The organism is Ruegeria sp. SCP10 (assembly GCF_040329495.1).
Classification (GTDB): Bacteria; Pseudomonadota; Alphaproteobacteria; order Rhodobacterales; family Rhodobacteraceae; genus Ruegeria.
This window is the reverse complement of record NZ_JBDZYF010000006.1, coordinates 168,696-193,396: the sequence shown is the minus strand read 5'-3', so window position 1 is coordinate 193,396 and position 24,701 is coordinate 168,696. Positions and strand designations below refer to the sequence as shown.

Annotated in this window: 22 protein-coding genes; 11 read left to right on the top strand and 11 right to left on the bottom strand. The window is 56.1% G+C overall.

Annotated features, from left to right (window positions below; translation table 11 throughout):
• Window positions 1-43 precede the first annotated feature (43 nt).
• Entirely contained in the window at window positions 44-937 is an 894-nt protein-coding gene (gene galU, locus ABLN87_RS14580) for a UTP--glucose-1-phosphate uridylyltransferase GalU (RefSeq protein WP_353011362.1), read from the bottom strand.
• A gap of 211 nt (window positions 938-1,148) precedes the next feature.
• A complete protein-coding gene (locus ABLN87_RS14575; RefSeq protein WP_353011360.1) occupies window positions 1,149-2,378 on the bottom strand; it encodes a lytic murein transglycosylase in 1,230 nt (409 codons plus the stop codon).
• 190 nt (window positions 2,379-2,568) lie between these two features.
• On the opposite strand from ABLN87_RS14575, the gene ABLN87_RS14570 reads away from it, so the two are divergent.
• Genes ABLN87_RS14570 through ABLN87_RS14555 form a run of 4 tightly spaced genes read left to right on the top strand, consistent with a single transcriptional unit; the run spans window position 2,569 to window position 6,563 of the window.
• Window positions 2,569-3,531 (top strand): cytochrome ubiquinol oxidase subunit II, encoded by a 963-nt coding sequence (locus tag ABLN87_RS14570; RefSeq protein WP_353011358.1) that lies wholly within the window; start codon window positions 2,569-2,571, stop codon window positions 3,529-3,531.
• Entirely contained in the window at window positions 3,528-5,615 is a 2,088-nt protein-coding gene (locus ABLN87_RS14565) for a cbb3-type cytochrome c oxidase subunit I (protein WP_353011356.1), read from the top strand. The genes ABLN87_RS14570 and ABLN87_RS14565 overlap by 4 nt, the downstream gene beginning before the upstream one ends.
• Entirely contained in the window at window positions 5,612-6,244 is a 633-nt protein-coding gene (locus ABLN87_RS14560; RefSeq protein ID WP_353011354.1) for a cytochrome c oxidase subunit 3, read from the top strand. The genes ABLN87_RS14565 and ABLN87_RS14560 overlap by 4 nt, the downstream gene beginning before the upstream one ends.
• A complete protein-coding gene (locus ABLN87_RS14555; protein WP_353011352.1) occupies window positions 6,237-6,563 on the top strand; it encodes a cytochrome o ubiquinol oxidase subunit IV in 327 nt (108 codons plus the stop codon). The genes ABLN87_RS14560 and ABLN87_RS14555 overlap by 8 nt, the downstream gene beginning before the upstream one ends.
• Before the next feature lie 18 nt (window positions 6,564-6,581).
• On the opposite strand, the gene crcB is transcribed toward ABLN87_RS14555, so the two are convergent.
• Window positions 6,582-6,944, bottom strand: a complete 363-nt coding sequence (gene crcB / locus ABLN87_RS14550) for a fluoride efflux transporter CrcB (protein ID WP_353011350.1) — start codon at window positions 6,942-6,944, stop codon at window positions 6,582-6,584.
• On the bottom strand, window positions 6,937-7,353 hold the full coding sequence (locus ABLN87_RS14545; RefSeq protein WP_353011348.1) for a fluoride efflux transporter FluC: 417 nt from the start codon (window positions 7,351-7,353) through the stop codon (window positions 6,937-6,939). The genes crcB and ABLN87_RS14545 overlap by 8 nt, the downstream gene beginning before the upstream one ends.
• 190 nt (window positions 7,354-7,543) lie before the next feature.
• On the opposite strand from ABLN87_RS14545, the gene ABLN87_RS14540 reads away from it, so the two are divergent.
• On the top strand, window positions 7,544-9,124 hold the full coding sequence (locus tag ABLN87_RS14540; RefSeq protein WP_353011346.1) for an FMN-binding glutamate synthase family protein: 1,581 nt from the start codon (window positions 7,544-7,546) through the stop codon (window positions 9,122-9,124).
• A gap of 5 nt (window positions 9,125-9,129) precedes the next feature.
• On the opposite strand, the gene ABLN87_RS14535 is transcribed toward ABLN87_RS14540, so the two are convergent.
• From ABLN87_RS14535 to ABLN87_RS14520, 4 genes are read right to left on the bottom strand one after another with little or no spacing between them, the layout of a single operon-like run.
• Entirely contained in the window at window positions 9,130-9,786 is a 657-nt protein-coding gene (locus tag ABLN87_RS14535; protein ID WP_353011344.1) for an ABC-type transport auxiliary lipoprotein family protein, read from the bottom strand.
• Entirely contained in the window at window positions 9,783-11,099 is a 1,317-nt protein-coding gene (locus ABLN87_RS14530) for an MlaD family protein (RefSeq protein WP_353011342.1), read from the bottom strand. The genes ABLN87_RS14535 and ABLN87_RS14530 overlap by 4 nt, the downstream gene beginning before the upstream one ends.
• A 5-nt stretch (window positions 11,100-11,104) precedes the next feature.
• The gene (locus tag ABLN87_RS14525) at window positions 11,105-11,920 is read right to left on the bottom strand and encodes an ABC transporter ATP-binding protein (protein WP_170534975.1); all 816 of its coding nucleotides are present in this window, start codon (window positions 11,918-11,920) and stop codon (window positions 11,105-11,107) included.
• 1 nt (window position 11,921) lies between these two features.
• A complete protein-coding gene (locus ABLN87_RS14520) occupies window positions 11,922-13,046 on the bottom strand; it encodes an ABC transporter permease (protein ID WP_353011340.1) in 1,125 nt (374 codons plus the stop codon).
• Between the two features lie 206 nt (window positions 13,047-13,252).
• On the opposite strand from ABLN87_RS14520, the gene ABLN87_RS14515 reads away from it, so the two are divergent.
• From ABLN87_RS14515 to ABLN87_RS14490, 6 genes are all read left to right on the top strand, one after another.
• On the top strand, window positions 13,253-13,657 hold the full coding sequence (locus ABLN87_RS14515; protein WP_353011338.1) for an SxtJ family membrane protein: 405 nt from the start codon (window positions 13,253-13,255) through the stop codon (window positions 13,655-13,657).
• Window positions 13,658-13,674: 17 nt separating this feature from the next.
• The gene (locus ABLN87_RS14510; protein ID WP_353011336.1) at window positions 13,675-13,824 is read left to right on the top strand and encodes a DUF5989 family protein; all 150 of its coding nucleotides are present in this window, start codon (window positions 13,675-13,677) and stop codon (window positions 13,822-13,824) included.
• Between the two features lie 4 nt (window positions 13,825-13,828).
• On the top strand, window positions 13,829-15,664 hold the full coding sequence (locus ABLN87_RS14505; protein ID WP_353011334.1) for a carbamoyltransferase family protein: 1,836 nt from the start codon (window positions 13,829-13,831) through the stop codon (window positions 15,662-15,664).
• Window positions 15,665-15,736: 72 nt separating this feature from the next.
• The gene (locus ABLN87_RS14500; protein WP_353011332.1) at window positions 15,737-17,269 is read left to right on the top strand and encodes an alkaline phosphatase family protein; all 1,533 of its coding nucleotides are present in this window, start codon (window positions 15,737-15,739) and stop codon (window positions 17,267-17,269) included.
• Window positions 17,270-17,325: 56 nt separating this feature from the next.
• On the top strand, window positions 17,326-19,221 hold the full coding sequence (locus ABLN87_RS14495; RefSeq protein WP_417750402.1) for a hybrid sensor histidine kinase/response regulator: 1,896 nt from the start codon (window positions 17,326-17,328) through the stop codon (window positions 19,219-19,221).
• Window positions 19,221-19,922, top strand: a complete 702-nt coding sequence (locus ABLN87_RS14490; RefSeq protein ID WP_353011330.1) for a response regulator transcription factor — start codon at window positions 19,221-19,223, stop codon at window positions 19,920-19,922. The genes ABLN87_RS14495 and ABLN87_RS14490 overlap by 1 nt, the downstream gene beginning before the upstream one ends.
• A 34-nt stretch (window positions 19,923-19,956) precedes the next feature.
• Here the strand turns inward: ABLN87_RS14490 and ABLN87_RS14485 are convergent, their stop codons facing one another.
• From ABLN87_RS14485 to ABLN87_RS14475, 3 genes are read right to left on the bottom strand one after another with little or no spacing between them, the layout of a single operon-like run.
• On the bottom strand, window positions 19,957-21,267 hold the full coding sequence (locus ABLN87_RS14485; RefSeq protein ID WP_353011328.1) for an HlyD family type I secretion periplasmic adaptor subunit: 1,311 nt from the start codon (window positions 21,265-21,267) through the stop codon (window positions 19,957-19,959).
• Window positions 21,251-23,395 carry a type I secretion system permease/ATPase gene (locus ABLN87_RS14480; protein WP_353011326.1) on the bottom strand — a complete coding sequence of 715 codons (2,145 nt, stop codon included), beginning with the start codon at window positions 23,393-23,395 and terminating at the stop codon, window positions 21,251-21,253. The genes ABLN87_RS14485 and ABLN87_RS14480 overlap by 17 nt, the downstream gene beginning before the upstream one ends.
• A complete protein-coding gene (locus ABLN87_RS14475) occupies window positions 23,392-24,699 on the bottom strand; it encodes a TolC family protein (protein ID WP_353011390.1) in 1,308 nt (435 codons plus the stop codon). Before ABLN87_RS14475 ends, ABLN87_RS14480 begins: the two co-directional genes overlap by 4 nt.
• Window positions 24,700-24,701 lie beyond the last annotated feature (2 nt).

The window sequence follows — 24,701 nt, the reverse complement described above, 5'->3', positions numbered from 1 at the left end:
TGAATGTATCGCCCTATTCGCCGTTAAGGGGAAGGGCCAGCGCCTACTGAGCCGCTTTTCCCGTGGCAACGATGTCATTCAGATACTGGCTCAGATCGCCGCGCAAATCGTCACGCGCCAGTGCAAAGGCCACAGTAGCTTGCAGGAACCCGGCTTTTGAGCCGCAGTCAAAGCGCTGACCATCAAATTTGTAACCAAATACCGGAACACCGTTCCGAATGTCTTCTGCGATCGCGTCGGTCAGCTGAATTTCGCCACCGCTGCCGGATTTCATCGAGTTCAGATTATAAAGCACCGACGGACCCAAAACATAGCGTCCAATAACGGCAAGGTTCGAGGGCGCCTCATCCGCTTTGGGCTTTTCCACCATACCGCGCGTGCGCACCACGGTGCCCACGTTGTCACCCACGTCCAGCACACCATAGGAACTTGTTTTTTCCTGCGGAACTTCCATCGCGGCAACCATGTTACCGCCAGTTTCCTCATAAGCTTCGATCATCTGCTGCAGGCAGGGTTTATCGGCTGCAATCACGTCGTCTGGCAACATCACCGCAAAGGGCTCGTCTCCAATCAGACGACGCGCACACCAGACAGCGTGCCCCAGTCCCAGCGCCTTGTGCTGACGGATATAGGCAATGGCACCGCTTTCCATATTGGTCGCGTTCAGCGTTTCCAAAAGTTCATCTTTACCTTTGTTCTTCAGCTCTTGTTCCAGAACCAGGTTGTGATCGAAATAATCCTCAAGCGCAGATTTCCCGCGCGAGGTGACAAAGATGAACTCCTTGATTCCGGCAGCGCGCGCCTCGTCGATGGCATATTGCACCAAAGGCCGGTCAACCAAGGTCATGATTTCCTTGGGAACAGATTTCGTAGCAGGCAGGAATCGTGTGCCCAGCCCGGCAACGGGAAAAATCGCTTTGGTGACCTTGCGTGTCATGGTGCCTCTCAAATCGTAACTTAACCGGAAGATTGCAGCCTGACCGGTGTGTCCTCATATGCTGCGAAACCGGATCAATCAATAATGCCCGAAAATTCGGGTACTAATAGGTCAAATCGTGCCATCTTGTGGAGGCAGAGTCAAAATCCGATCTATTATCTGGCTGAATTGTCACGCACTGTTCACCGAATGGGCGAAATCCCGATCACTGTCAGTTTTTCAGACGTGATTTCATCGTTTTCTCGGGGAAACAGGTGGGGTCTTGGCCCGTTGCTTCCTGCCATCGCCCGATTGATCGGCGGGTTTTGAACCCCGGCAGTCCGTCGGCGCCGCCGACATCGTGCCCCTGTTGTTCCAGCGCTCGCTGCATTGCTGCGATGTCTGATCGATAAAGGCCCCCGACCGCGCCCCAACGGCCCCGGAAGTCTCCCACACTATACTGAATCCGGTCTCCGACATGGCCCACAAACAGGGCATAAAGATCGCTTTTGTTGTATTCCTTCAGCACGTAGAAATTCGGGGTGACCAGAAAAGCTGGCCCGTTGCGACCGGCGGGCATCATCAGATAGCCTTCACCTTTTAGCTCATGGTTCGGAAAGGGCTTACCAGAAACACGGCTGATACCCAGTGCCGCCCAATCTTGAATGGGGCGTCCCTGATCAGGCCCTTCCATTGCGCAGGACAAAGAGGCGGGTACCGTCACCTCGAAACCCCAATCCCTGCCCGCGATCCAACCGTGCTGGTCAAGATAGTTGGCAATCGATGCGATGGTATCATCGGCAGAACCCCAGATATCGGCCCGCCCATCCCCGTTCCCATCGGCGGCATAGGTTAAAAAGCTTGAGGGCATGAATTGCGGCTGCCCCAAAGCACCAGCCCAAGAGCTTCTCAATTCTCGCACATGCCCCGCCTCGGCGATTTGCAGCGCGGCGATCAACTCAGTTGTGAAATACTCAGATCGCGTGCTCATGAACCCTTTGGTCGCCAAAACCTGAAATGCGTCATGCCGAATTGGAACCTGACCATACCCGCTTTCGCGGCCCCAGATCGCCAAGATGATGCGGGCTGGGACCCCTGTTTGCGCCTCGACACGAGACAAGGTAGCCGCATGGCGACGCGCCATTTGCCTACCCACCGATGTGGCCCCTTGAACCGACCCAGCATTAAAGTACCTCCCAGGAGAACCAAACTCTGCCTGCCTTTGGGCTTTGGGTGTCTTCGCTTCGCTTCCCGGAGGGATAAGGTCGGGCAGGTCCCAATTCAGCGTGACGCCGTCAAAGGCCGCGTTCATCGTCTTGCGCGACACACCCTTGGCGCGAGCCTGCGGCCAAACGGTCTGATCGAGCCAGGACTGGAACTGCCGTTCGATCGATGCACGATCCTGAGCGGTCACGCCGCTGGCCAGCCATAGGCAAAATAGAAGAAAAAGCACCCTGCGCATCTGGTATCACCTGCTCTAAACCCGTTTGGGCAATTCGTTTTCGTTGATGCCAAGGATGACTGAAACCCGCATCAAAATCCATGGGATTGAACCACATCTACGACATGCCGCCTTGCGTTCGAAAAAACCTTGAGAAATGCGCGGTCTCTGCCGATAGTTGTGACCAATGCAGCAGCAAAAGAGGGCAGGCATGACCACGAACATAACGTCCCTTGTGGCAAATGTGGTTCTGGTAGCTCTCGGAATTCTGGTCGCGTCGACCCAGATGGCAGCGGCCGGTGACAGCTTCATGGACCCCCAAGGCCCCATCGCGGCAGTGCAGAAAACGCATTTGCTGCGGGCGACAGCGCTGATCCTGATCGCCGTTATTCCCGTTCTGGTTTTGGTTCCATTGATCGCACTGCGCTATCGACGTCGAAAAGGAGGGAACGCAGCATACAGACCCGATTGGGATTTCTCCGCCCGGCTTGAGATGCTGATGTGGGGCGTTCCGGTGGTAATTGTTGCAATCCTGTCTTTCTATCTGTGGAAAACCACGTATCGGCTCGACCCCTATTCAGCCCCGTTCGGTGACGAGCCTGCCGTGCAAGTGCAGGTTGTTGGCCTCGACTGGAAATGGTTGTTCATCTATCCCGATCTTGGCATCGCCACGGTCGGAGAGCTTGGGATTCCCACCAAACAACAAATCGCCATGACACTAACCACCGATACGGTGATGCAATCCTTCATGATCCCGGCCTTGGCGGGGCAGATTTATGCGATGCCGGGCATGACAACCAAGCTGCATCTGGTTGCGGACCAACCCGAGGTGATGCAAGGCGAAAACACCCAGTATAACGGGCGCGGGTTTACCAAGCAGAAGTTCGAAACGCTTGCGATGGACCCTGATGATTTCAAAGCCTGGGTCAACAAGGTCCGTCAGGATGGTATCGTGCTTGACGCGGAAGCGTATAAAACCCTTGCCATGCGCACCGACCGGGATGAGGTCCAGGCAGCGCTTGGCACGCCCGAGATGCCAGACCGTGCCTTGTATTTCAAACTGGATGACGGGGATCTGTTCCATACCATTCTCCACCGATACCATGGTGGCAAAGCGCTGCCACTGGATCAGCAACCCGGAACAGTTGCATATGGGCAGGAGGTTGGCCAATGACATCAGAAAGCGGTTTCTTTGGTCGCCTGAGCTGGGATGCATTGCCGATTGCCGGCCTGATTCAGGACCCTAACACTAATGAGATTGTAGCCAATGCCGCCGCAGGCATTGTCATTGTTGGGGCGGTCGCCGTGGTTGGTTTGCTGACCTGGTTTCGGCTTTGGGGGCCCTTGTGGCGCGATTGGCTGACAAGCGCTGATCACAAGAAAATCGGCATCATGTACATCGTCTTCGCTATCGTCATGCTCGCGCGGGGCGTTCTGGAGGGCGTTGTTATGCGCGCCCAGCAAGCCGCTGGACCGGGCGACGGTTTCCTCGAAGCCGAACACTTTGCCGAGCTGTTCAGCACCCATGGCACGATCATGATCTTCTTCGTCGCCGTGCCATTTGTGTTCGGAATCGCCAACTATGTTATTCCGCTGATGATCGGCGCGCGGGATGTGGCCTTTCCGGTGATGAACCAGATCAGCCTCAGCCTGACGGTATCGTCCGGTATGATGCTGATGGTCTCGCTGGTGGTCGGAGAGTTTTCGACTGGGGGCTGGACGGCCTATCCGCCCTACACCGGAGCTGCGTTCAACCCCGGCGTGGGGCCGGACTATTGGATCTGGGCCATCGTTGTCTCAGGGATCGGAACAACGCTGACAGGTATTAACTTCGCCGTCACGATCTACAAACTGCGCGCGCCGGGTATGACCTTTATGCGGCTGCCGATGTATTGCTGGACGATCATCTGCAGTTCCATCCTGATCGTCTTCGCCATGCCGCCCTTGGGCGTCGCGGCACTGTTGCTGGCCGCTGACCGCTATCTCGACTTCCACTTCTTCACCAATGACCTTGGCGGCAATATGATGAACTACGCCAACCTGTTCTGGCTTTTCGGCCACCCCGAGGTCTATCTGCTGGTTCTACCCGCGTATGGCATCTATTCCGAAATCTTCGCGACCTTCTCGGCCAAACGGCTTTACGGCTATACCTCATTGGTCATCGCAACCATGTCGATTGCGGTGCTGTCCTTCACCGTCTGGCTGCATCACTTCTTCACAATGGGCCAAAGTGCGCTAATCAATGCGGTATTCGGCATCGCGACGATGCTGATTGCGATCCCAACGGGCGTGAAAGTTTATGATTGGATGGCGACGCTGTGGCGGGGGCGCATCCGGTTCTCGGTGCCCATGCTGTATGGTCTTGCCTTTCTTATGCTGTTTGTCATCGGCGGCCTGAGCGGTGTGATCCTGGCCAATCCAACCATTGACTACCAAGTGCATAACACTCTGTTTCTGGTGGCGCATTTCCACAACGTGCTTTTGCCGGGCGTTCTGTTCGGCTTGCTGGCCGCCTATAACTACTGGTTCCCCAAAGCCTTCGGGTTCCGCTTGCATGAAGGCTGGGGCAGGGTGACAGTCGCGCTCTGGACAAGTGGTTTTATGCTGACTTTCATGCCGCTTTACTTTGTCGGCCTGATGGGTATGCCCCGCCGGTCCTACAGCTGGGAAGACCCGAGTTTTCACCCTTACATGATCGTCGCCGTCATCGGAGCGTTGGTTATCACGGCAGCGCTGTTTTCAGTTATGGTGCAGCTATGGGTCAGCATCCGCAACCGCGACAAAACCCGCGTTCCCGTTGGTGACCCATGGGACGCGCGTACGCTGGAATGGTCTATCCCAGCACCACCGCCACCTTACAACTTCGCCATCATCCCGCAGGTAACAGACCGCGACAACTTTGCTGCCGCCAAGGAGCGCGACGCGGCCTATCCAGCCCCTGATGCCTATGAGGATATCGAAATGCCGCGCAACACCGGCATCGGATTTATCTTATGTGTGGCCAGCGGCATCTGGATGTTTGCCTTGGTTTGGTGGATCTGGTGGCTGGCCGCGCTGATGACGGTTGTTATGATCCTTGCCTTCATCCTCTGGACTTTTGATACCAGCACCGAGATCACGATCCCCGCAGAAGAGGTGCAGCGCGAGCATGAGGCTTGGCTGGCATTGGTGCACAGCGCAAGCGCCGTGGACCGCGACCATGAGACGGCCCCGGAAAACCGCGGCCTCGCCCGCCCAGACATGGAGGCGGTGACATGAAACGTGCTCCAACCCACAGCTATCCGGGCATCAATCTCGGTGACCGCCATGCCAGCGCCCATAAGGCTTCTGAGGTTGTAACTTTCGGCTTCTGGGTCTTTTTGATGAGCGATCTGGTCTATTTCGGCCTGATGTTCGCCATCTATATCACCATGATCGACGCTCAGGCAGGCGGGCCAGGGCCACATGAGCTGTTCGACCTGACCAGCATCTTTGCGCAAACCATGATCCTGCTGACCAGCAGCCTGACCGTTGGATTGGCGATGCTGGCCCTGAAATACAATCTACCGCGACCACGGATCATCCTGTGGTTCGGGGTGACTCTCTTGCTGGGGATCAGCTTCCTTGTTCTGGAGATTCGGGACTTCATAGCCATGGCTGAAAAGGGCGGCATCCCGCAGCGCAGCGGGTTCCTCTCGGCCTTCTACGGCCTCGTGCCACTACATGGTCTGCATGTTGCTGCGGGGTGCGTATGGTTGATTGTGCTAGGTATCCAACTGCGGGTTATGGGCATGACCGATGTCGTCAAATCACGTGTGGTCAGGCTGGCGCTGTTCTGGCACTTCCTTGACCTGATCTGGATCGGCATCATCACGATCGTCTATTTCGGAGGGCTAACCTATGGATAAACGCTCTGAAATGCACCGGCGCGAACGGCGGCGTTACGTGATCGGCTATGGCGGTTCGCTGCTTCTGACTTTCGCGATGTTCGGAGTGGCCTATCGCTGGGGGATTGAAACAACCGGTGTCTATCTGACCATTGGCCTGCTTGGGCTCGCTCAGTTGATCTTTCAACTGGTCTATTTCTTGCATATCGACCGCCGCCGCAGCAGCCGAGAAGATTTGGACCTGATCCTGTTCTCAACTCTTGTCTTATTGATCATCATCCTTGGGACGGTCTGGATTTTGGGCAATCTGGCGGTTCGTATGCACATGCATCCGATGTAGGAAAGGTGGCCCGTTCGGCTATCGGGTCAGCTCCAACCCCAGCCACAAGGCACCCCAGCACAGAACAAGGCTAACCATGATATTGCCGGCCGCCAGTGCAAGCGTGCGTTCGCGGCGTAATTGCAGCGTTTGATAGGCAAAGCTTGAGAATGTTGTGAACCCACCGCAAAAGCCAAAAACCAGGCGCTTCTGCTCTTCCCCCATCTCAATGGGACCGCCCAAATAGCCGATCCAAAGGCCCAGCAGCAGGCTGCCGATTGCATTCACCATCAGGGTCGACAGGGGCAGCGCGTGCGTAACCCGCAACGCAAGCCAATGGCGTAACACCGCGCCTAGCCCACCGCCCAAGCCAAACATGGCGTGCAGGTAGAGATCAGTCATTGCTGCGCCTTCCTGCATGAAACCGTCTACCGAGCACTTCGCCTGCCAAGGCTGCGGCCACACCAAACACAATCTCCAGCCCTGCAGCGGCCGGTGCAGTCCAAAATGCGGCTTCGGCCAAACGCTCAAGCTCAGCCACGAAAGAAGAGAAGGTTGAAAGGCCGCCACAAAACCCAACCGCGCCCAGATGTAGAACATGGGCATGAACCCGATGGCGGATCGCGTAGAGCCAGCCCAACACGAAACACGCAAACACATTTATGCCAAATGTTGCGGTCAGCACAGGCGCGCCAGAGACCTCGAATGCAAACGCCTCACGCAGTAGCGACCCCAGCGCGCCGCCAACAAACACAGAAAAAAACATCAGGGCCTGTTCGTGTAGTCCGCGTTTGGTGTCTGGTCTCGTCAAGTTAGCTGCCTTTTGCTTTGGTATGGTCCGAATACCGCCTGCGAAACGCGGGATCAATCAACGCCTTAACAAGGTTTCACATTCGCGTCCGGTTTGATTTCAATGGGCCGAAGGGCTTGCAATCAAAAGCCAAGCTGTTTCACTTTGGCTTCAACACCTTTGGTACATACTTCACCCACGGAGATCAGAAATGGTTGTACGCAGGCTTTATTACTTTCTGAGTTTCGTCTGTCTGCCCTTGGTGGCTGTCTGGGGCTTTTTTTGGTCTCCCGCGCATTGGCTTCTGGTTCTGCTAATCCCTTACGCCGTGGTTGGGATGTATGACATGCTAACCACCAAGCACAACGTGCTGAACAACTACCCCGTGCTGGGGCATTTCCGCTATATGCTGGAATTTGTCAGCCCCGAAATCCGCCAGTATTTCGTCGAAACCAACGAAAGCGGGCGGCCGTATAATCGGATCATTCGCAGCCTTGTCTATTCCCGTGCCAAGGGCCAGGTCGACACACAGGCGTTTGGCACTCAATACGACATCACAACCGTAGGTTATCATCGCTCTAACCACTCTCTGGCCCCAAAAGAAGTGGACAAGAGCGAAGAAAGGGTGCTGCTGGGCGGCCCGCAATGCGAGAAGCCCTATAACGCATCGCGCTTGAATGTTTCGGCCATGAGCTTTGGTGCGCTCAGCGCCAATGCGATCCGGGCGTTGAACGGCGGTGCCAAGGACGGCGGTTTTGCGCACAACACGGGTGAGGGTGGATTGTCGCCGCATCACCTCGCCGAGGGTGGAGATGTTATCTGGCAGATCGGTACCGGCTATTTCGGCTGTCGTACACCCGACGGAGGCTTTGACAAAGACCTGTTCGCCGAGAAGGCCAAGAAGGATGTTGTCAAAGCAGTAGAGATTAAGCTGTCCCAAGGGGCGAAACCCTCGCATGGCGGCGTTTTGCCCGCCGCAAAAGTCGACAAAGAAATCGCCGAAATCCGTGGCGTACCCGAGCATCAGGATGTGATCTCACCACCCATTCATTCGGCTTTCGACGGTCCAACCGGGCTGATGGGGTTTGTGCAGCACTTGCGCGAAATGTCAGGTGGTAAGCCCATTGGTTTCAAACTGTGCATCGGCCACCCATCCGAATTCATGGCGATCTGCAAAGCAATGCTGGAAACCGGTATTCTGCCAGACTTCATTACCATCGATGGGGCCGAGGGAGGGACTGGCGCTGCCCCGGTCGAGTTCACCAACCGCCTGGGCTTACCTGTAAATGAGGCAGTGGTCTTTGTGAATAACTGCCTTCTGGGGGTTGGGCTACGTGACAAAATACGGATCATCTGCGCAGGCAAAGTGGCCACAGGCTACGACATGATCGAAAAGTTCGCCCTTGGTGCCGATATGTGCAACGCGGCCCGTGCGATGATGTTTGCGGTTGGCTGTATTCAGGCCTTGCATTGCAACACCAACCGATGCCCGTCAGGCGTCGCCACCCAGGACCCGATCCGGGGCAGGGCGGTCAACGTGCCGCAAAAACGTCAGCGGGTGCACCGGTATCACGATGCCACACTCGAAAGCTTCCGGGAACTGCTGGGCGCAATGGGCAAAGCCACAGTCTCGGACCTGCATCCCGGTGATATCCGCCGTCGCATGGCAGATGAGACCGAGCGTTCTTATGCCGAAATCTACACTTTCGTAGAAGAAGGCGCGCTTTTGGCTGGCACGGCACCGGACAACTACACAGCGAATTGGAACCGCGCATCAGCGACGCATTTTTGACGGCTTTAATTGATGGTCGAACTGGGCTGACTGTTGGCGTGCGTATTGATCCGACGCACGCTCCATTCTACTGAATCCCGCATTGCTCGACCCAGCGCAAGGTCAAACGCATTGACCAGATCCGGTGTCTGATCGCTGGCTGAAACCACGTTTTCCTGGAACGAGCTAGAGGCGATGATCTTGTCCTCGAACGCATCAACAATCTTGATGTTCATCCGAACGTCAACGCGCACGGTTTTCGAGTTCTCGGTCTCGGCTGTCACGATGCCCTGAAACTCACGCAAATCCGGCACGATGATATAGTCTGCGCGCAGGCCTACGGTCGACCGCCCGACTGCGGCCACTTTGCCTGAGTTCTCATAGCTTTCGACCAACAGAGCCTGCACAATCAGCGGTGCGCGATCCACCCACCGGGCGCGAGGTAGATACTGAACCTGTAGAGGTGTCGGCTGAACTGCGATCTGGTCGGTGTTCACCGCGGCGGTTGCTGTGGGTTCTTCCACGACGATCTGCATCTGAATACGCGGCAACGAGGACGCAAACGTACTTTTGGGGGTCAAAAGATACAGGTCATTGGGTTTGGATGCTTGCTGCAACGTGCCCAAACCCGCGCAACCACCAAGGGTCACTGCGATCAGAGTAAGAAATAAAGGCCTGATCATTGACGGAACTCCGATGCTTGGGTGCCCAGTAAGAAGCGTGCCGGATCGCGTTCGACCTTGTCGACAAGGCGGTCAAGGCTGATGACCAGACGCTGGGATTCTTCAACAAACCGAACGAACTGCGGCAACCCGACCCGCAGGAAATCCGAAAGCTGGCGGCGATTGTCCCGGACAATGCCATCGATGGTTCCAAGCAGTTCTTTCGCAGAGTTCGACGCGCTTAGCACATCGTCCGAAATCTGGTCGATTTTGACGGTGATGCGCGAGACCGTTTCTGTCACCTGATTGGCGGCGCGGCTGATATCCTCGGCAACCGGGCCAACTTGCGTTTCAATGATACGGTTGGCCGAGTCAAAGGCACGCTCAGCCGAGGCCAAAACCCCTTTGGTTGAATCCATCGCAGCGGTGATCGAACCCAACGTCGTATTGGCGTTCACAACCGTTTCCCTAATTACGCCCAGTGACACGCTGGCTTCTTCCGACAACCGCGTCAGATGATCCGCAAGGTTCGACCCGCGCTGTATAAACGGGCGCACATCTTCTTCGATGGTCCGGTTCGTGGTTGCCAGTGTAACCCTCGCCTCTTCTAGTGCTTCTTTGGCGGTGTCGGACGCTGATTTGACGGATTTCAATGTCTCGCTACCCGTCTTCAACGTGGATTCCGCAGCGCTGATCAACGGGTCGAGCTTCGTGGTAAACTCGCCGATTTGCTTGGCGGCCTCTCCGATATTGCCTGAGACGGATTCAAAATCCGACAGCGTCTTGTCCAATCGGCCAGTGGCCGACGCGAGGTTAGCCAGAATGTCGGAAACCGCTTTCTGGTTCTTTTCGTCCACAACGGCATTCAATTCCTTCAAAAGGCTGACTGCCTCGTCCAGAACCTTGGGTGCGCCTTCGAACAGCGATTGAATAGTGCTGCGCTTGCTTTTTATGACACTGTTATTGGGCAACCGCTCGGCCGTGCTGGACCCGCCAGTCAATTCCACATAGCCAACCCCGGTCACACCCAGCGATTGCAGTTGCGCGATGGTTTCCTTTGTGACGGGGATGTCGGCATCAACCTCGATCCGAACCCGGACTTTCGACGGGTCATCTTCATCAAGATTCAACGAGATCACTTGCCCGACCGGAAGGCCATTGTAGCTTACGCCACCCGCCGCAGACAGGCCCGACACATTTTCGAACAACACGTCATAATAGGCGTACTGGCGGGTCACTTCGAATTTCGCGAGCCATAGGAAAAAGCCAAAAGCACCCAATATCCCCGCAAGAGTGAATGCGCCGATCAGAATGTAATTCGCTCGGGTTTCCATCGCCTCTACCTGTCCTGCCCTTTGTCTTGCGCCGCGCGGGCACGGGGGCCTGTGAAATACTCCTGCACCCAAGGATGATCGACCTTGGTCATCTCTTCTATCGGACCTTCAACCAGCACGCGCTTTTCTGCAAGCACGGCGATCCGGTCGCAAATCGCATAAAGACTATCCAAATCATGGGTCACCATGAAAACGGTCAATCCCAGCGCCTGCTGCAATTCGCGGATCAGATCATCATAGGCGGCGGCCCCGATCGGGTCCAATCCGGCGGTGGGTTCGTCCAGAAACACAATCTCAGGATCCAACGCCAAAGCCCGCGCCAACGCAGCCCGTTTGCGCATGCCGCCTGACAATTCCGATGGGAACTTACCGCAGCTCAGCTGCGGCAATCCCACAAGACTGATCTTGAGGCCACCCAGCGACTCCATCAGTTTTTCGCTGATCCCCGTATGCTCGCGCAACGGGGCCATCACGTTCTGCAAGACGGTCAGAGATGAGAACAGCGCTCCATCCTGAAACGCTACGCCCCAATGCCGCTCAATGCGGCGTCGGTCTTCTTCGGGACCGTTCAGAACATCAACGCCCAGAACCTCGATACTGCCAGCAGCGGGTTTGTTCAGACCCACAATAGTCCGCAACAATACAGATTTACCCGTGCCCGAGCCGCCAACAATGCCCAGAACCTCGCCGCGCCAGACGTCAAGGTTTAGATCATCATGCACCACCTGAGGTCCAAACTGATTGCGCAACCCACGCACTCGGATCACAGCCTCTCGTTGTGTATCCGTCGGGATTGATTGATGCTGCACCGTACCGTCCATCTCAGATCCCCATCTGCGAGAAGAAGATCGAGAACAGGGCGTCGATGGCGATTACCATGAAGATCGATTGCACCACCGACGCGGTCGTGCGCTGCCCAACGCTCTGGGCTGATCCTTTGACCTGCATCGCCTGCCAACAGGCTATCACACCAATGACCAGAGCAAAGAACGGCGCTTTGATCAGGCCAATGGCCAGTTGCCAGACCCCTGTGCTTTCGTTCAGGCGGGTCAGGAACATGCCCGGGCTGATCCCCAGATCAATCCAGCTCATCAACGCGCCGCCGAACAACCCGGCCATATCTGCAACAAAGCCCAGAATGGGCAGCATGATGAGCAGGGCCAAAACGCGCGGGATCACCAAAACTTCAATTGGGTCCAGGCCAAGGGTGCGCATGGCGTCAATCTCTTCCTGCACCTTCATCGAACCGATTGAGGCGGTAAAGGCCGATCCGGACCGGCCCGCAACGATGATCGCCGTCAGCAGAATGCCCAGTTCACGTAGGATTGAGATCGAGATCAGCTCGACCACAAAAATCTCGGCCCCGAACTGTTTCAACTGCGTGGCACCCTGAAAAGCCAGCACAACGCCGATTAGGAACCCCATTAACGCCACAATCGGCAAGGCCTTGAAGCCGGTTTCCTCCATATGCGTTACAAGCGCGGCGCGGCGCAGCCTCCAGGGCATAACGACGGTTCGGGCCAGACGGTGCAGTGTCAGCCCCAGGAAGCCAAGGATCGACATTGTGTCCTGCCACGCCCCATATGTGCCGCGACCCACGCTTTCGACCCAATCTGTAAAGGTTCTGGGCGGGTCCAGCCGACCGGGCTGTTCGGGGATGCTATGCGACACCGTATCAATCAAGGCGGCATGCGCAGGTTTGAGGCCCAGAAACTGAAGCTGCGCGCCCTGAGCTGTGAACCGCTGTGACAGGTCAGCCACTAGCCACGCGCCGCTAGTATCCAGCGCTTCCATCTCGGTCAGGTCGAATGTCACATCGCCGCCAACGGGCTGAATGGCGCTAAAGCCGCGCTCAACCTGTTCCACCGACTGCGTGAGTAATGCACCTGAGATATGCACAACCGTGCGGTCGCTTTCTTGCGAAGACGATATCTGAGGCGGAGTCATGCCTGCATGTGACGGAAAAAGCAGATCGGCTGCAACGGGTTTGTGTATTTGCGCCCTGATTTGACCGGTCGGAATGGCACCCGTGTGACACTGGTTAGCGCCATCGGGCGAATTTCCCGAAGGTGAGTGACCTAATTCACTTGTTTCAACCAAAGGTAATGGTATCTTTATGGACGTAATTGTTTGTTGTTATTCGGTTGTGTTTCATGTCTGACCATCAAGCCAATGTTGATGTCGAAATCGGTTCTGAACGAGGGTTCGGTTTTGTCTTCACGGCAGTCTTTCTAATCATCGCACTCTGGCCCCTTTGGGGTGGTGGTTCTGTGCGGTGGATACCCCTTGCAATCGCGGGGGCCATTCTTGCGGTAACTTTCCTTGCGCCGCAGGTTCTGACCAAGCCCAATCGGCTTTGGTTCAAGTTTGGAATGTTGCTGGGGGCCATCGTGGCACCCATCGTCATGTTTTTGGTTTTCATAACGACATTCGTGCCCTTCGGACTGGTGGCGCGCCTGTTGGGAAAAGACCTTTTGTCTGAGAAATTAGACAGTTCCGCAGAAAGCTATTGGGTTGTTCGCAAGGATCAGCCCGGCAGCATGAAACAACAGTTTTAAAGAAGGGAGTACCAGACGTGACATTCGTTTCCGAGCTCTGGTCATTTATGAGGGTCAGAAAAAAGTTCTGGCTGCTGCCCATCCTTGTGGTGTTGGGCATCTTCGGTGGCCTGATCGTTCTCAGCCAAGGTTCGGCAATCGCGCCGTTCATCTATACGCTGTTCTGATCACATGACTTACATTTTGGGCATTTCCGCGCTGTATCATGACAGCGCAGCAGCACTGCTGTGCGACGGCAAGATCATTGCCGCCGCGCAGGAAGAACGCTTTACCCGCAAGAAACACGACCCTGGATTCCCGGAAAAGGCGATTGAATACGTTCTAGCCGAATCAGGGATCACCCTGGCGGACGTAGACAATGTTGTTTTCTACGACAAACCGTTTCTAAAGTTCGAACGCCTGATCGAAACCTACATCGCCGTCGCTCCACGCGGTTTCAACTCGTTCCGAATGGCGATGCCGGTCTGGCTGCGGGAAAAGCTGTTTCTGAAGGATTTGCTGAACAAACAGCTTCGTAGGATCGATCCCGATTTCACCGTCGACAAGATTTTGTTTTCGGAACACCACGTCAGCCATGCCGCCAGCGCATATTATCCCTCACCCTTCGACGAAGCGATTGTTCTAACCGTGGATGGTGTTGGCGAATGGGCCACTACAACCGTCGGAATCGGGCGTGGCAACGAATTGACCATGATCAAAGAGCTGCATTTCCCGCATTCGCTGGGGCTGCTTTATTCTGCTTTCACCTACTACACTGGCTTCAAGGTCAATTCCGGTGAGTACAAGGTCATGGGTTTGGCACCTTATGGCGTGCCGCAATTCAAGGACCTGATCCTTGAACATCTGGTTGACCTGAAAGAGGACGGCTCGTTCCGCCTCAATCAGAAATATTTCAACTATACGGCCGGTCTGACCATGACCAACAAAGCGCTGGAGGACCTGTTCGGCCATCCCGTGCGCAAACCTGAAACCGATCAGCTGACGCAGTTCCATATGGACATCGCCGCATCCGTGCAGGCCGTGACCGAAGAAATCATGCTGCGCATCACCCGCAATCTGGCACGGGAACACGGTATCCGAAATCTGTGCATGGCGGGCGGCGTGGCCTTGAACTGCGTGGCCAATGGCAAAATCCTGCGCGATGGTGCGTTTGACAATGTCTGGGTTCAGCCTGCTGCCGGCGATGCCGGGGGTGCGCTTGGGGCGGCCTATGCGGCCTGGCATCAGGAACTGGGCAATCCGCGTGCTGCCACCTCGGGCGATCAGATGCAGGGGTCATATCTTGGCCCGCGTTACGAAGATGACGCAATCGCCGCAGAACTGACGCGTGCCGGGGCCAAATTCACTACTTATGAAAACGGTGAGTTGGTTAACCAAACCGCGCAGGCATTGGCGGATGGCAAGGCTGTTGGTTGGTTCCAAGGCCGGATGGAGTTTGGACCACGCGCCTTGGGCGCGCGCTCAATCCTAGGCGATCCACGATCCGAGTCGATGCAGAAGACCTTGAACCTGAAGGTCAAATACCGCGAAAGCTTCCGCCCATTTGCGCCATCTGTTCTGCGCGAAGACGTAGCCGACTGGTTCGAGCTGGAAGGCGACAGCCCCTATATGCTGATCGTGGCCGATGTTCAGGACAAAATCCGCCGTAAGATGACGGATGAGGAAAATGCCCTGTTTGGCATCGACAAGCTGAACGTCAAACGGTCGGATATTCCGGCTGTGACGCACGTGGACTATTCTGCCCGCATCCAAACGGTACATGAAGACACTAACCCAGCGTATCACGCGCTGATCTCGAAGTTCAAAGATCTGACCGGATGCTCGCTGGTGGTGAACACCTCGTTCAACGTGCGGGGTGAGCCAATTGTCTGCACGCCCACGGATGCGTTCCGCTGTTTCATGGGCACCGATATCGAGGTCTTGTCGATCGGCAACTGCCTGTTGCGCAAAGAAGATCAGGACCCTGCGCTCAAGGAAAACTACGAGACCAAGTACGAGCTGGACTAAACTCTTGCGAGGGTAGCCATTCCGCGACACAGTCCGCACCTGAAACTCGGGTGCGGATTCGGAGTGCGCGACATGGGCCAGGCCGGAAAAGTTCTATTCGTTATCATCGATCAGCTGCGGGCAGATTGCTTGTTCGGCGCGTTGGCAGATCATGTTGATCTACCGCATCTGCGCGCGTTCATGGACGAATCTGTCTCGTTCAAACGTCACTATTCGGTGACAAATCCCTGCGGCCCATCACGCGCATCATTGCTCACCGGGCAATATGCGATGAACCACCGGTCCGTCCGCAATGGCACGCCGTTGCGCCATGACATTCCCAACATCGCCACCGAGATGCGCAAAGCAGGCTATATGCCAATGCTGTTTGGCTACACCGACACCTCGGCAGACCCGCGTGTTCATGATGTAAACGACCCGGTGCTAAAATCCTATGAGCAATCAATGGAAGGGTTTCTTGAGGTCGTTGAGATGCGGCTAGAGGAATCCTATCCCTGGCGGGCGCATCTGATGAAACAGGGCTATGCGTTCGACACCTATATGGATGTCTATAAACCGGTCTCGCCTTCTGGGAAGGCGTCGAAGTTGAATGACCCAGCGCTCTATCGCGCTGAGGACAGTGACACCGCCTTTCTGACCGACGCGTTTCTCGACGGCATCGCGCCTTACCAAGATCAGAACTGGTTTGCGCATCTAACCTATATCCGCCCGCATCCACCGCTTGTTGCACCGGCACCCTACAATCGGATGTATGACCCCGACACTTTGCCTTTGCCGCTGCGATTGGGGACACTCGAAGCTGAAAAAGCGCAGCACCCGTTTTTTGGTCCAAATCTCGACCTCTACAAAGCAGCTGATTTTGTTCACGGTTTCGATGAGGTCGAGTCGACAGATGAGAACATTCAGATCTTGCGCTCGATCTATTTTGGGTTGGCGACCGAGGTCGACCATCACATCGGCCGCGTCGTTCAGTATCTGAAAGACAGCGGGCAGTATGACGACACTCTGATCGTTATCACCGCCGATCACGGCGAAATGCTGGGCGACCGTCACAGCTGGGGCAAGATGACGGTCTATGATGCGGCGTATCATACGCCGCTAATGATCCGGATGCCCGGCAATCAGGCGCAGGCTGGGGCCGAAATCACCGTGCCGACGGAATCCATCGACATCACTCCGACGATCCTGCATTGGGCTGGGCAACCGATCCCAAATGAGATGGATGGGCGGTCTCTGATCCCTCTGTTGCAGGGCGAAGTGCCCAAGGATTGGAGGGGTTACTCATTCAGCGAACTGGATTTTGCTAAGCCGGAAAACCCGACCCTATGGCAACAACGTCTTGGCACCAAAAACAGCGAGTCCTGTCTAGGTATCCTACGCGATGACCGCTTCACCCTGGTTGAATTTGCAGCCGATTTGCCGCCGCTTTTGTTCGATCATCAAGGGAAAGGTGAATTCGAGAACGTCGCAGAAAATCCCACCTATGCGGCTGAACTTGCACGCCTGTGTAGGCAGATGTTGCGCCATCGGATGCGGAACATGGACCACACGCTGTCGCTGCATTCCAATACGCCCGATGGGCCCAAGATGCGCATGCGGCATTGATCCCCTCTACACCTGCTGGTCGTCAGGTGCTACGGGTAGAATAGGGGAGGGTGAATTTGCGCATCACCGAACAACGGATCAAGGCGATGACAACCGCCGGGCTGAACCTGATCGGCCAGGCGCTTTCCATCTATGATAGCCAGTTGCGCCTGGTCCTTAGCAACCGGCGGTTTCAAGAAATGTTTGACCTTCCCGATGCGCTGGTGCAACCCGGCGCGTTGTTTCGGGACACGATCCACTTTCTGGCAAGCCGTGGAGAGTACGGTGACGAGGGAAGTGTCGATGATATGGTCGAAGTGCGTGTCGAACAGGCGCTGGCGTTCGAGCCACATTACATGGAGCGCGAGCGCGCAAATGGTCAGGTGATCTCGATCGAAGGCGCACCTCTGCCTCAGGGTGGTTGGGTGGCAGTCTATACAGACATAACCAGCGCAAAACGTGCTGAAAACCTGCTGCGCGCGCGGTCCGAGGAATTGTCAGGCCAGCTGCTTACCCATGCCGAAGAGCTTTCGGCCACTAACCGGAAACTGGCAGCAACCATCACAGCGCTGGAAGAGGCCAAACGCGAGCTGACCGAGATCGAAGCCCGGACCCGTCTGACGACCGAGATGATGCCGGCCCATATCGCGCATCTGAACAGCGAGGGGCGATATGATTATTCGAACCGGCGGCTCAGTTCTGTCATGCCAGGGCGACCATCCGAGATTTTGGGCCTTCACATATCTGAAGCGCTGGGGGCAAACGCCTTTGGCCGGGTCAGTGCTCATCTGCAAAATGCCTATAACGGCAAAACATCGGTGTTCGAGTTCACCGAAGATCAAGACTCGCGCCGCATTCGCGTGTCTTTCACACCTGACGGGGCAGGGGGCGTTTATGTGATGTCGGTGGATATCACAGAAGAAACCCAAGCCCGTGTCGCCCTGCAACAAACCCGCCGCCGTGAAATGGCTGCACAGATGACAAATGGCCTGGCGCATGATTTTTCCAACCTGCTGACAATCATCCTGGGCATGCAATCCCAGCTCGACAAGATGGCGTTGCCAGAAGACGCACATGCGCTGATCGCGGCAACCCAAAAAACAGCGCGGCGTGGTGGTCAGTTGTTGAACCGGATTGCGGATATGACCGGCCATCGCACACCTCAGCCGAAAGCCACCGATCTGCGCCGCTTGCTCGAGGATTTGCGGATAGTGGCCACCCCGTCTTTGCCGCGCGGTGTTGGGCTATCGGTCGTGAATACTCTTCCAGAACAGGCGCTTATGCTCGATCCCGGGATGCTTCAGGATGCGCTGTTGAACCTTGTTCTGAACGCGCGTGATGCCTGTGGCACAACCGGGCAGGTGACGATCAGTGCGCATGCAATCGGCGATATCTGGATCGAAATCACAGTTTCCGATACCGGTTCCGGCTTTTCGTCTGAGGCATTGGAGAAGGCTTTGAATCCCTTTTTCACAACGAAAGGCAGTGATGGATCGGGCCTTGGTTTGCCGATGGTTTATGACACCGTAAAGCTGGCGGGCGGTGACCTGAACCTGCGCAATACGCCCTCAGGCGCATCGGTGATTTTGCGCTTGCCCTACCGCCCCGCGCCACCCGCGCAAGAGGGGCTTGTGCTATTGGTCGAAGACAGCGACGATCTGCGCGGTCAATTCCGGGACATGCTGATCGACCTTGGTTTTTCGGTGATCGAGGCGACCTCGACAGATGAGGCACTGGCTCTGACCGAGAACGTTGAAGGGATTGTCATGGTGCTGTCCGACATTCGACTTGAGGGCACGGCGACCGGGCTTGATCTGTTATCTCAACTAAAATCTCGCTTGCCCTGTATACTCATGACTTCATTACCCTATACCGATCCTCTGCACCGACAGGCATTGGCCATGGCGCCTGTGCTGAGCAAACCCTTTTCCAAGGCACAGTTGTCCGCCCTTGTCCGAACTGAGGCCGCCTGATGAACCAGCCGTTGGTAACCATATTGGATGATGAACCTGAGATTCGGCATATCCTGACAGATGCTTTGGAAGAGGCTGGGTTTCGCACCCAAAGCTATTCCCGGGCCCGCGAGTTCGAGGCCGCACTGAATCAGATCACACCTGACGTCTGCTTGGTGGATTTATCCCTGCCCGATACGGATGGCCTGGCCCTGGTACACCGATTGGCGCTGGAACAAGGCGCGGCCGTGATCATTGTGTCGGGCCGCGCGCAAGTTCAGGATCGCGTGACCGGACTGGAATTGGGAGCGGATGACTACATAACCAAACCCTTTGATCCAACAGAGGTTGTGGCGCGTATTCGCGCGCGACTACGCGCGCCGCGCGGTCAAACCTCGAACACCAATATCGCCGAGTTCAACGGGTGGACAGCATATTTTGATCGGTATCTTCTAAAGGACAAATCGGGGGCCGAAACACCGTTCAGCCACGCCGAAGGCGAGGTTTTACGCCTATTTCTGGAAAGCCCCAAACGCCTGATCAGCCGTGCACAAATGCAGGATTCTCTGGGTGGCGCAGCCGGGGATAGCTTCGACCGCGCTATGGATGTGCGTATCTCAAGGCTACGAACCAAGCTTGGTGAAGACCCCAAGAACCCGCGCTTGATCAAAACGATATATGGGGCGGGCTACATCTTTCTGGGCGATGTTGTTTGGAAATAAGCTGTGTGCTGGTTGGCCGATCGGGTAGCCCCCGCTACTCTCGTAGGGCCTGGTCTTTGATCTTCACAACGGGCTGCAGGATATAGTCCAGTACCGACTTCTTGCCGGACAAAATATCCACCTCTGCGATCATACCTGGAATGATTTCAACGGCAATTCCTTGCCCGTCGAGCATGGTATTGCTGGTGCGAATCTCAACCACAAACACCTCTTCATCATTTCTTTCGGACCGGGTGATGGTATCTGCGCCGATGCGCAGGATCTCACCGTCCAACCCACCATAGCGAGCAAAGTCATAGGCTGTGATCTTCACCTTTACCGGCTGGCCCGCACGCAAGAATGCGATATCCTCAGGTTTGACATAGGCTTCGACCAGCAAGCTATCGTCCAATGGCACAATCTCAATCAGGTCTTCGCCACTTCGGGCCAGCCCACCAATTGTTGTTCGATGTATCCGATTCACTATTCCCCGGACCGGCGATTTCACCTGCGCGCGCAGGGCGCGGTCGCGCAAAGCGGGCAGGGCGGGCTCAAGCGCCGCAAGCTCGGCGGTCGCAAGGGCCAAATCCGTCAATGCGGCAGTCCTAAATCGGCTGCGAGTGGCCTTTATGCGGTCATCGATTTCCTCAAGGCCGGCTTTCAAACGGTTGGTCACGGCCTCGGCACGCACCTTGTGGCCTTGCCACTCAGCCTCGCTACGGCGCAAGGCCAACAGTGTGGTCGCGGGTTCCATGCGCTGTTCAACCAGCGGGGCCATAATGGCCCGCTCTTCAGCCAGCACCTTCAGAGTTTCATCAGCGGTAACTTGATCAACCAAACCCTCTTCGTATTCACGATGCCGTTGTTGTCTCTGCCGCTCCAAAATGGCAATCTCGGCGCTTAGTTCAGCTTGTCGCCCTTGATAGAGCGCCGTTTCCGAACGCACGACATTTGGCGCGCCTTTGATCAGAGTTGTGTCAAAGCTCAGCTCCGTTCCATCAATTTCAGCCTGCAAGCGCTGAACCCGCGCCATAAGGCCATAGGCACGTTGTTGTTCCTGGCTCAATTGGCTGTCAATCTGAGTGGTATCCAGTTCCATCAACACGGCACCCTGATCAACCAACTCACCCTCGCGCACATACAAAACCTGCAACACTCCAGGTTCTGTCGCTTCGATCACCTGCACATCCCCCGACGGCACAATCCGGCCATCCACGCGGGTAACATCATCCAGTTCCGTAAGATAGGCCCAAGCACCCGCGCTCAACAAACATGCCAAAATAGCGAATAACAACAGCGAACCTTGCAACGGCGCCCGCCCCTGCATCTCATGCGCAAGCTGGCTCAGATCAGGATGCCGCGACATTCAGATGCCTCCCCGATCTGCGCGCGTGTTGGGTCAGCAGGCTTTTGGGGCCATCCGCACCGATTTCCCCACCTTCGATCACAATGACACGGTCAACCAGTTCCAGCAGGCTGGTTCTATGGGTCACCACCACGACCGTGGTGTCTGTTGTTGCCTCTTTCAAACGCCGGATCACCTGCGCTTCGGTTTTGACATCCATCGCGCTTGTTGGCTCATCCAGCAACAAAACCGGAGGCCGGCCAATCAGGGCTCGCGCCAATGCTATCGCCTGTTTCTGACCACCCGAAAGCCCTTCGCCCCGTTCAGCTAATTGTTGATCGTAGCCGCTGGGATGTCTGGCGATAAAATCTTCAACGCCTGCGGTGCGCCCAGCCTCAATCAGATCTTCGTCGCGTGGTCTTATCGCACCGCTGACAATATTATCCCGAACAGACCCCGAAAACAGCCAGATATCCTGCAGGACTGAGCCGATATTGCGCCGCAGGTCGCCCGGATCAATCTGACGAATATCCAGCCCATCCAGCATGACCGACCCGACCCGCGGCGAATAGAGCCCCAACAACAGCCGCGCGATTGTACTTTTTCCCGATCCGATTTGACCCAGGATGGCCACTTTTTCACCGGGCTTAATTGTGAAGGAAACACCGTTCAGAGTGTCTTCATTCTGATCTGGATAGGCGAAATGCACATTGCTGAACGAAATGGCCCCCTTGAAACCCGCCCTCGTGATCCAGCTTCGGCCTTCAGGACGCTCACTTTCAGCCTGCATCAAGGCATCCAAATTGCGATAGGCGCTACGTGCCTGATTGACGCGGGTCAGGGTTTGGGCCAGCTGTCCCAACGGAGCTAAAGCACGCCCTGTCAGCATGACCGAAGCCACAAGCGCACCCATGCTGGCCTGACCTTCGGTGATCAAAAACACGCCATAGAATACAATCAGAACCTGCGCTGCCTGCTGCGTAAAGCCTGTCAAATTTAAGGCAAACTGGGTCACGGCGCGGCTGCGCGCACCATGGGCGGATTGTCGTTCGATCGCCTGCTCCCATCGATTGCGCATTTGTCGACCGGCAGAGGTTGTTTTGATCGTCTCAAGGCCCGAAACCGCCTCCACCAACACCGATTGCTTGGATTGACCATCCGCCAGGATTTTCTCGGCCATACGCGACAGGATCGGCTGAACCACAAGACCAGCCAGCAAAACAACCGGTACAGCAAGGGCCGGGACCAGGGCCAAATCGCCGCCGACCAGATAAATCACGAAGATGAACAGCGCGATAAAGGGTAAATCGACGACAGCAACCAATGTTGCCGAGGTAAAGAACTCTCGGAGGGTTTCAAATTCACGCACCGTGCTGGTCATCGCCCCGGTCGAGCCGGTGCGCGATTTCATCTGAATATTCAGCAACTGATCGAAGACTCTGCGCCCCATGAACATATCAGCGTTTTGGCCCGCGCGATCGATAAAGCCAGCCCTCAGAAGCTTGAGTACGAAGTCGAAGATAAGCGCGATACCCACGCCAAAGGTCAGGGCGATCAGCGACTCGGTTGCTTCGTTCGGAAGGACACGGTCATAAACCACCATGATGAATACGGATGTCGAAAGCCCCAGCAGGTTGGCAAGCGCCGCGGCCAGGGCCACTTGTACATAGGCCCAGCGGTTGGCAGATAGCGCAGACCAAAACCAGTGGCCGCTTCGAACTTGCCCATCATTGGTCACTTCGGCCTTATGATCTCGGCGAAACAGGATCGCGAAGCCCGCATAGACCTCGCTAAGTTCTGTTTCAGATATCTCGCAAAGCCCACCGCCGATCTCGGGATCAAAGATCAACATCTCCCCATCGAACGCCCGGCCGTGATAGGTGACGGCCCTATTGCCATCCAGCAAAAGCATCGCGGGAACTAGAGCATCGTCAAAATCTTTCAACGGCCGTGCACCATATCCGGCCTGCAACCCTGCGTTTTGCGCCAACGTAAGAATGTCCCGAACGGTCAAATCTCCATCCATACCCGACTGAGCTGCCTGCAACGCGGCGAGCGTAACCGGCCGTTCAAGGCTGCTGGCGATGTTCAAAAAACAGGCTTCATAGGCTGAGATTTGAATATAGGAAGATGGGGAACCTGCCGTCATTGCTGGGCGCTCCAGGTACCGACCGACAAGCCAAGCAGATCAAGGATATCACCTGTCAGGCTCAATGCGGCATAGTTGGTCAGAAAGAAGCTCTGTTCAGCCAAGATTAACCTCTCCTGCGCGTTCACAAAGTCCCGTTGAGCGTCCAGAATTTCAATCAGGCTGCGCCGCCCGATCGTAAACTGTGCACGAGCGGCTTCGACACTTTCAGCGTTGGCCTGCACCGCCAATTTTGCGGCCCGCAGTCTTTCAGCCCCAGCTTTTTGATCAGAACGGATAAACCCAAGCTCTCGAGTTATTTCGCGGATCAGCGCCTCGCGGGAGAATTGAGCGTCCTTCACCCGCGCGTGCGCGGCGGCAATTGCCGCGCGTTTTTGGCCGGTACTGTCAAGTTCGTAGTTAAACGACAAGTCCACGCCAAAATTGGCATCTCGATCAGTATCTTGATTGGCGAAAGCCGCCACTCGGATATCAGGCTGCCTGCGGGCCTGAGCTGCGCTCCATTCAGCCTTTGCAGCCACCAGGCTTGCATCAGCGCGCCGCACCTGAGGGCTGCTCATGACGATTTGGGTATCACTTCGGGTCAGGTTCGGAGCAGGGATTGGTTGCGGAAGGGCGTCTGGTGCGGAATCAAACACTTCGCGATAGCGCGCTTCGGCGCGATCGACCTGCGCAAGCGCATCGGCATAACGGGTTTGGGCATCCGCCATGCGTGAGCGTGCAGTCAGCAGATCGGCATTAGAGCCTGCCCCGCTGGCAGTTCGATCCGATATCTGCCGTACCAGCTTTTCATGCGCTGCTACGTTTTGTGCGTTGATCCCTTGGATCTTGCGTCTGTCCAACACAACCACATAAGCTTCGATCGCGGACAAAGCAGTTGCAGCCGCAGTCTGCAATTGATCCCCTCGGCTTTCGTAAACACGGGCTTCGGCGGCAGCCAGCTCACCTGATGCCGCACCGCCATCATAGACCAGTTGCGAAACGCGAAGGTAGGGCGACACATCTGAGACATCGGAGTCTACGCGCTCAGACCGGGCGTTGATGCCCAGTGAGACCTGCGGCAGAAAAGCGCCTTTGGCGGCATCCTGTTCTGCCGTTGCGGCCTCCAATCTTGTTTCACTCTGAGCAAGGTTCGGACTTGTTTCAACAGCCTGGCGGATCTTGCGGCCAAATGCACTTTGGGTCAGCGTTTGAGCAGGCGGCGTTGCGCCCGCACCAGCTGTTCCACTGGAAAATGAAACCTGGATTCCTGACAACCCGGGCGGTTGCTGACACCCTGAAACCAGGGACGCGAACACCAACATGC

Excerpts from the sequence above, each read along its gene's own strand:
- galU (WP_353011362.1), bottom strand. The coding sequence starts at position 937 with ATGACACGCAAGGTCACCAAAGCGATTTTTCCCGTTGCCGGGCTGGGC.
- ABLN87_RS14575 (WP_353011360.1), bottom strand. The coding sequence starts at position 2,378 with ATGCGCAGGGTGCTTTTTCTTCTATTTTGCCTATGGCTGGCCAGCGGC.
- ABLN87_RS14570 (WP_353011358.1), top strand. The coding sequence starts at position 2,569 with ATGACCACGAACATAACGTCCCTTGTGGCAAATGTGGTTCTGGTAGCT.
- ABLN87_RS14565 (WP_353011356.1), top strand. The coding sequence starts at position 3,528 with ATGACATCAGAAAGCGGTTTCTTTGGTCGCCTGAGCTGGGATGCATTG.
- ABLN87_RS14560 (WP_353011354.1), top strand. The coding sequence starts at position 5,612 with ATGAAACGTGCTCCAACCCACAGCTATCCGGGCATCAATCTCGGTGAC.
- ABLN87_RS14555 (WP_353011352.1), top strand. The coding sequence starts at position 6,237 with ATGGATAAACGCTCTGAAATGCACCGGCGCGAACGGCGGCGTTACGTG.
- crcB (WP_353011350.1), bottom strand. The coding sequence starts at position 6,944 with ATGACTGATCTCTACCTGCACGCCATGTTTGGCTTGGGCGGTGGGCTA.
- ABLN87_RS14540 (WP_353011346.1), top strand. The coding sequence starts at position 7,544 with ATGGTTGTACGCAGGCTTTATTACTTTCTGAGTTTCGTCTGTCTGCCC.
- ABLN87_RS14535 (WP_353011344.1), bottom strand. The coding sequence starts at position 9,786 with ATGATCAGGCCTTTATTTCTTACTCTGATCGCAGTGACCCTTGGTGGT.
- ABLN87_RS14530 (WP_353011342.1), bottom strand. The coding sequence starts at position 11,099 with ATGGAAACCCGAGCGAATTACATTCTGATCGGCGCATTCACTCTTGCG.
- ABLN87_RS14525 (WP_170534975.1), bottom strand. The coding sequence starts at position 11,920 with ATGGACGGTACGGTGCAGCATCAATCAATCCCGACGGATACACAACGA.
- ABLN87_RS14520 (WP_353011340.1), bottom strand. The coding sequence starts at position 13,046 with ATGACTCCGCCTCAGATATCGTCTTCGCAAGAAAGCGACCGCACGGTT.
- ABLN87_RS14515 (WP_353011338.1), top strand. The coding sequence starts at position 13,253 with ATGTCTGACCATCAAGCCAATGTTGATGTCGAAATCGGTTCTGAACGA.
- ABLN87_RS14505 (WP_353011334.1), top strand. The coding sequence starts at position 13,829 with ATGACTTACATTTTGGGCATTTCCGCGCTGTATCATGACAGCGCAGCA.
- ABLN87_RS14500 (WP_353011332.1), top strand. The coding sequence starts at position 15,737 with ATGGGCCAGGCCGGAAAAGTTCTATTCGTTATCATCGATCAGCTGCGG.
- ABLN87_RS14490 (WP_353011330.1), top strand. The coding sequence starts at position 19,221 with ATGAACCAGCCGTTGGTAACCATATTGGATGATGAACCTGAGATTCGG.
- ABLN87_RS14485 (WP_353011328.1), bottom strand. The coding sequence starts at position 21,267 with ATGTCGCGGCATCCTGATCTGAGCCAGCTTGCGCATGAGATGCAGGGG.
- ABLN87_RS14480 (WP_353011326.1), bottom strand. The coding sequence starts at position 23,395 with ATGACGGCAGGTTCCCCATCTTCCTATATTCAAATCTCAGCCTATGAA.
- ABLN87_RS14475 (WP_353011390.1), bottom strand. The coding sequence starts at position 24,699 with ATGTTGGTGTTCGCGTCCCTGGTTTCAGGGTGTCAGCAACCGCCCGGG.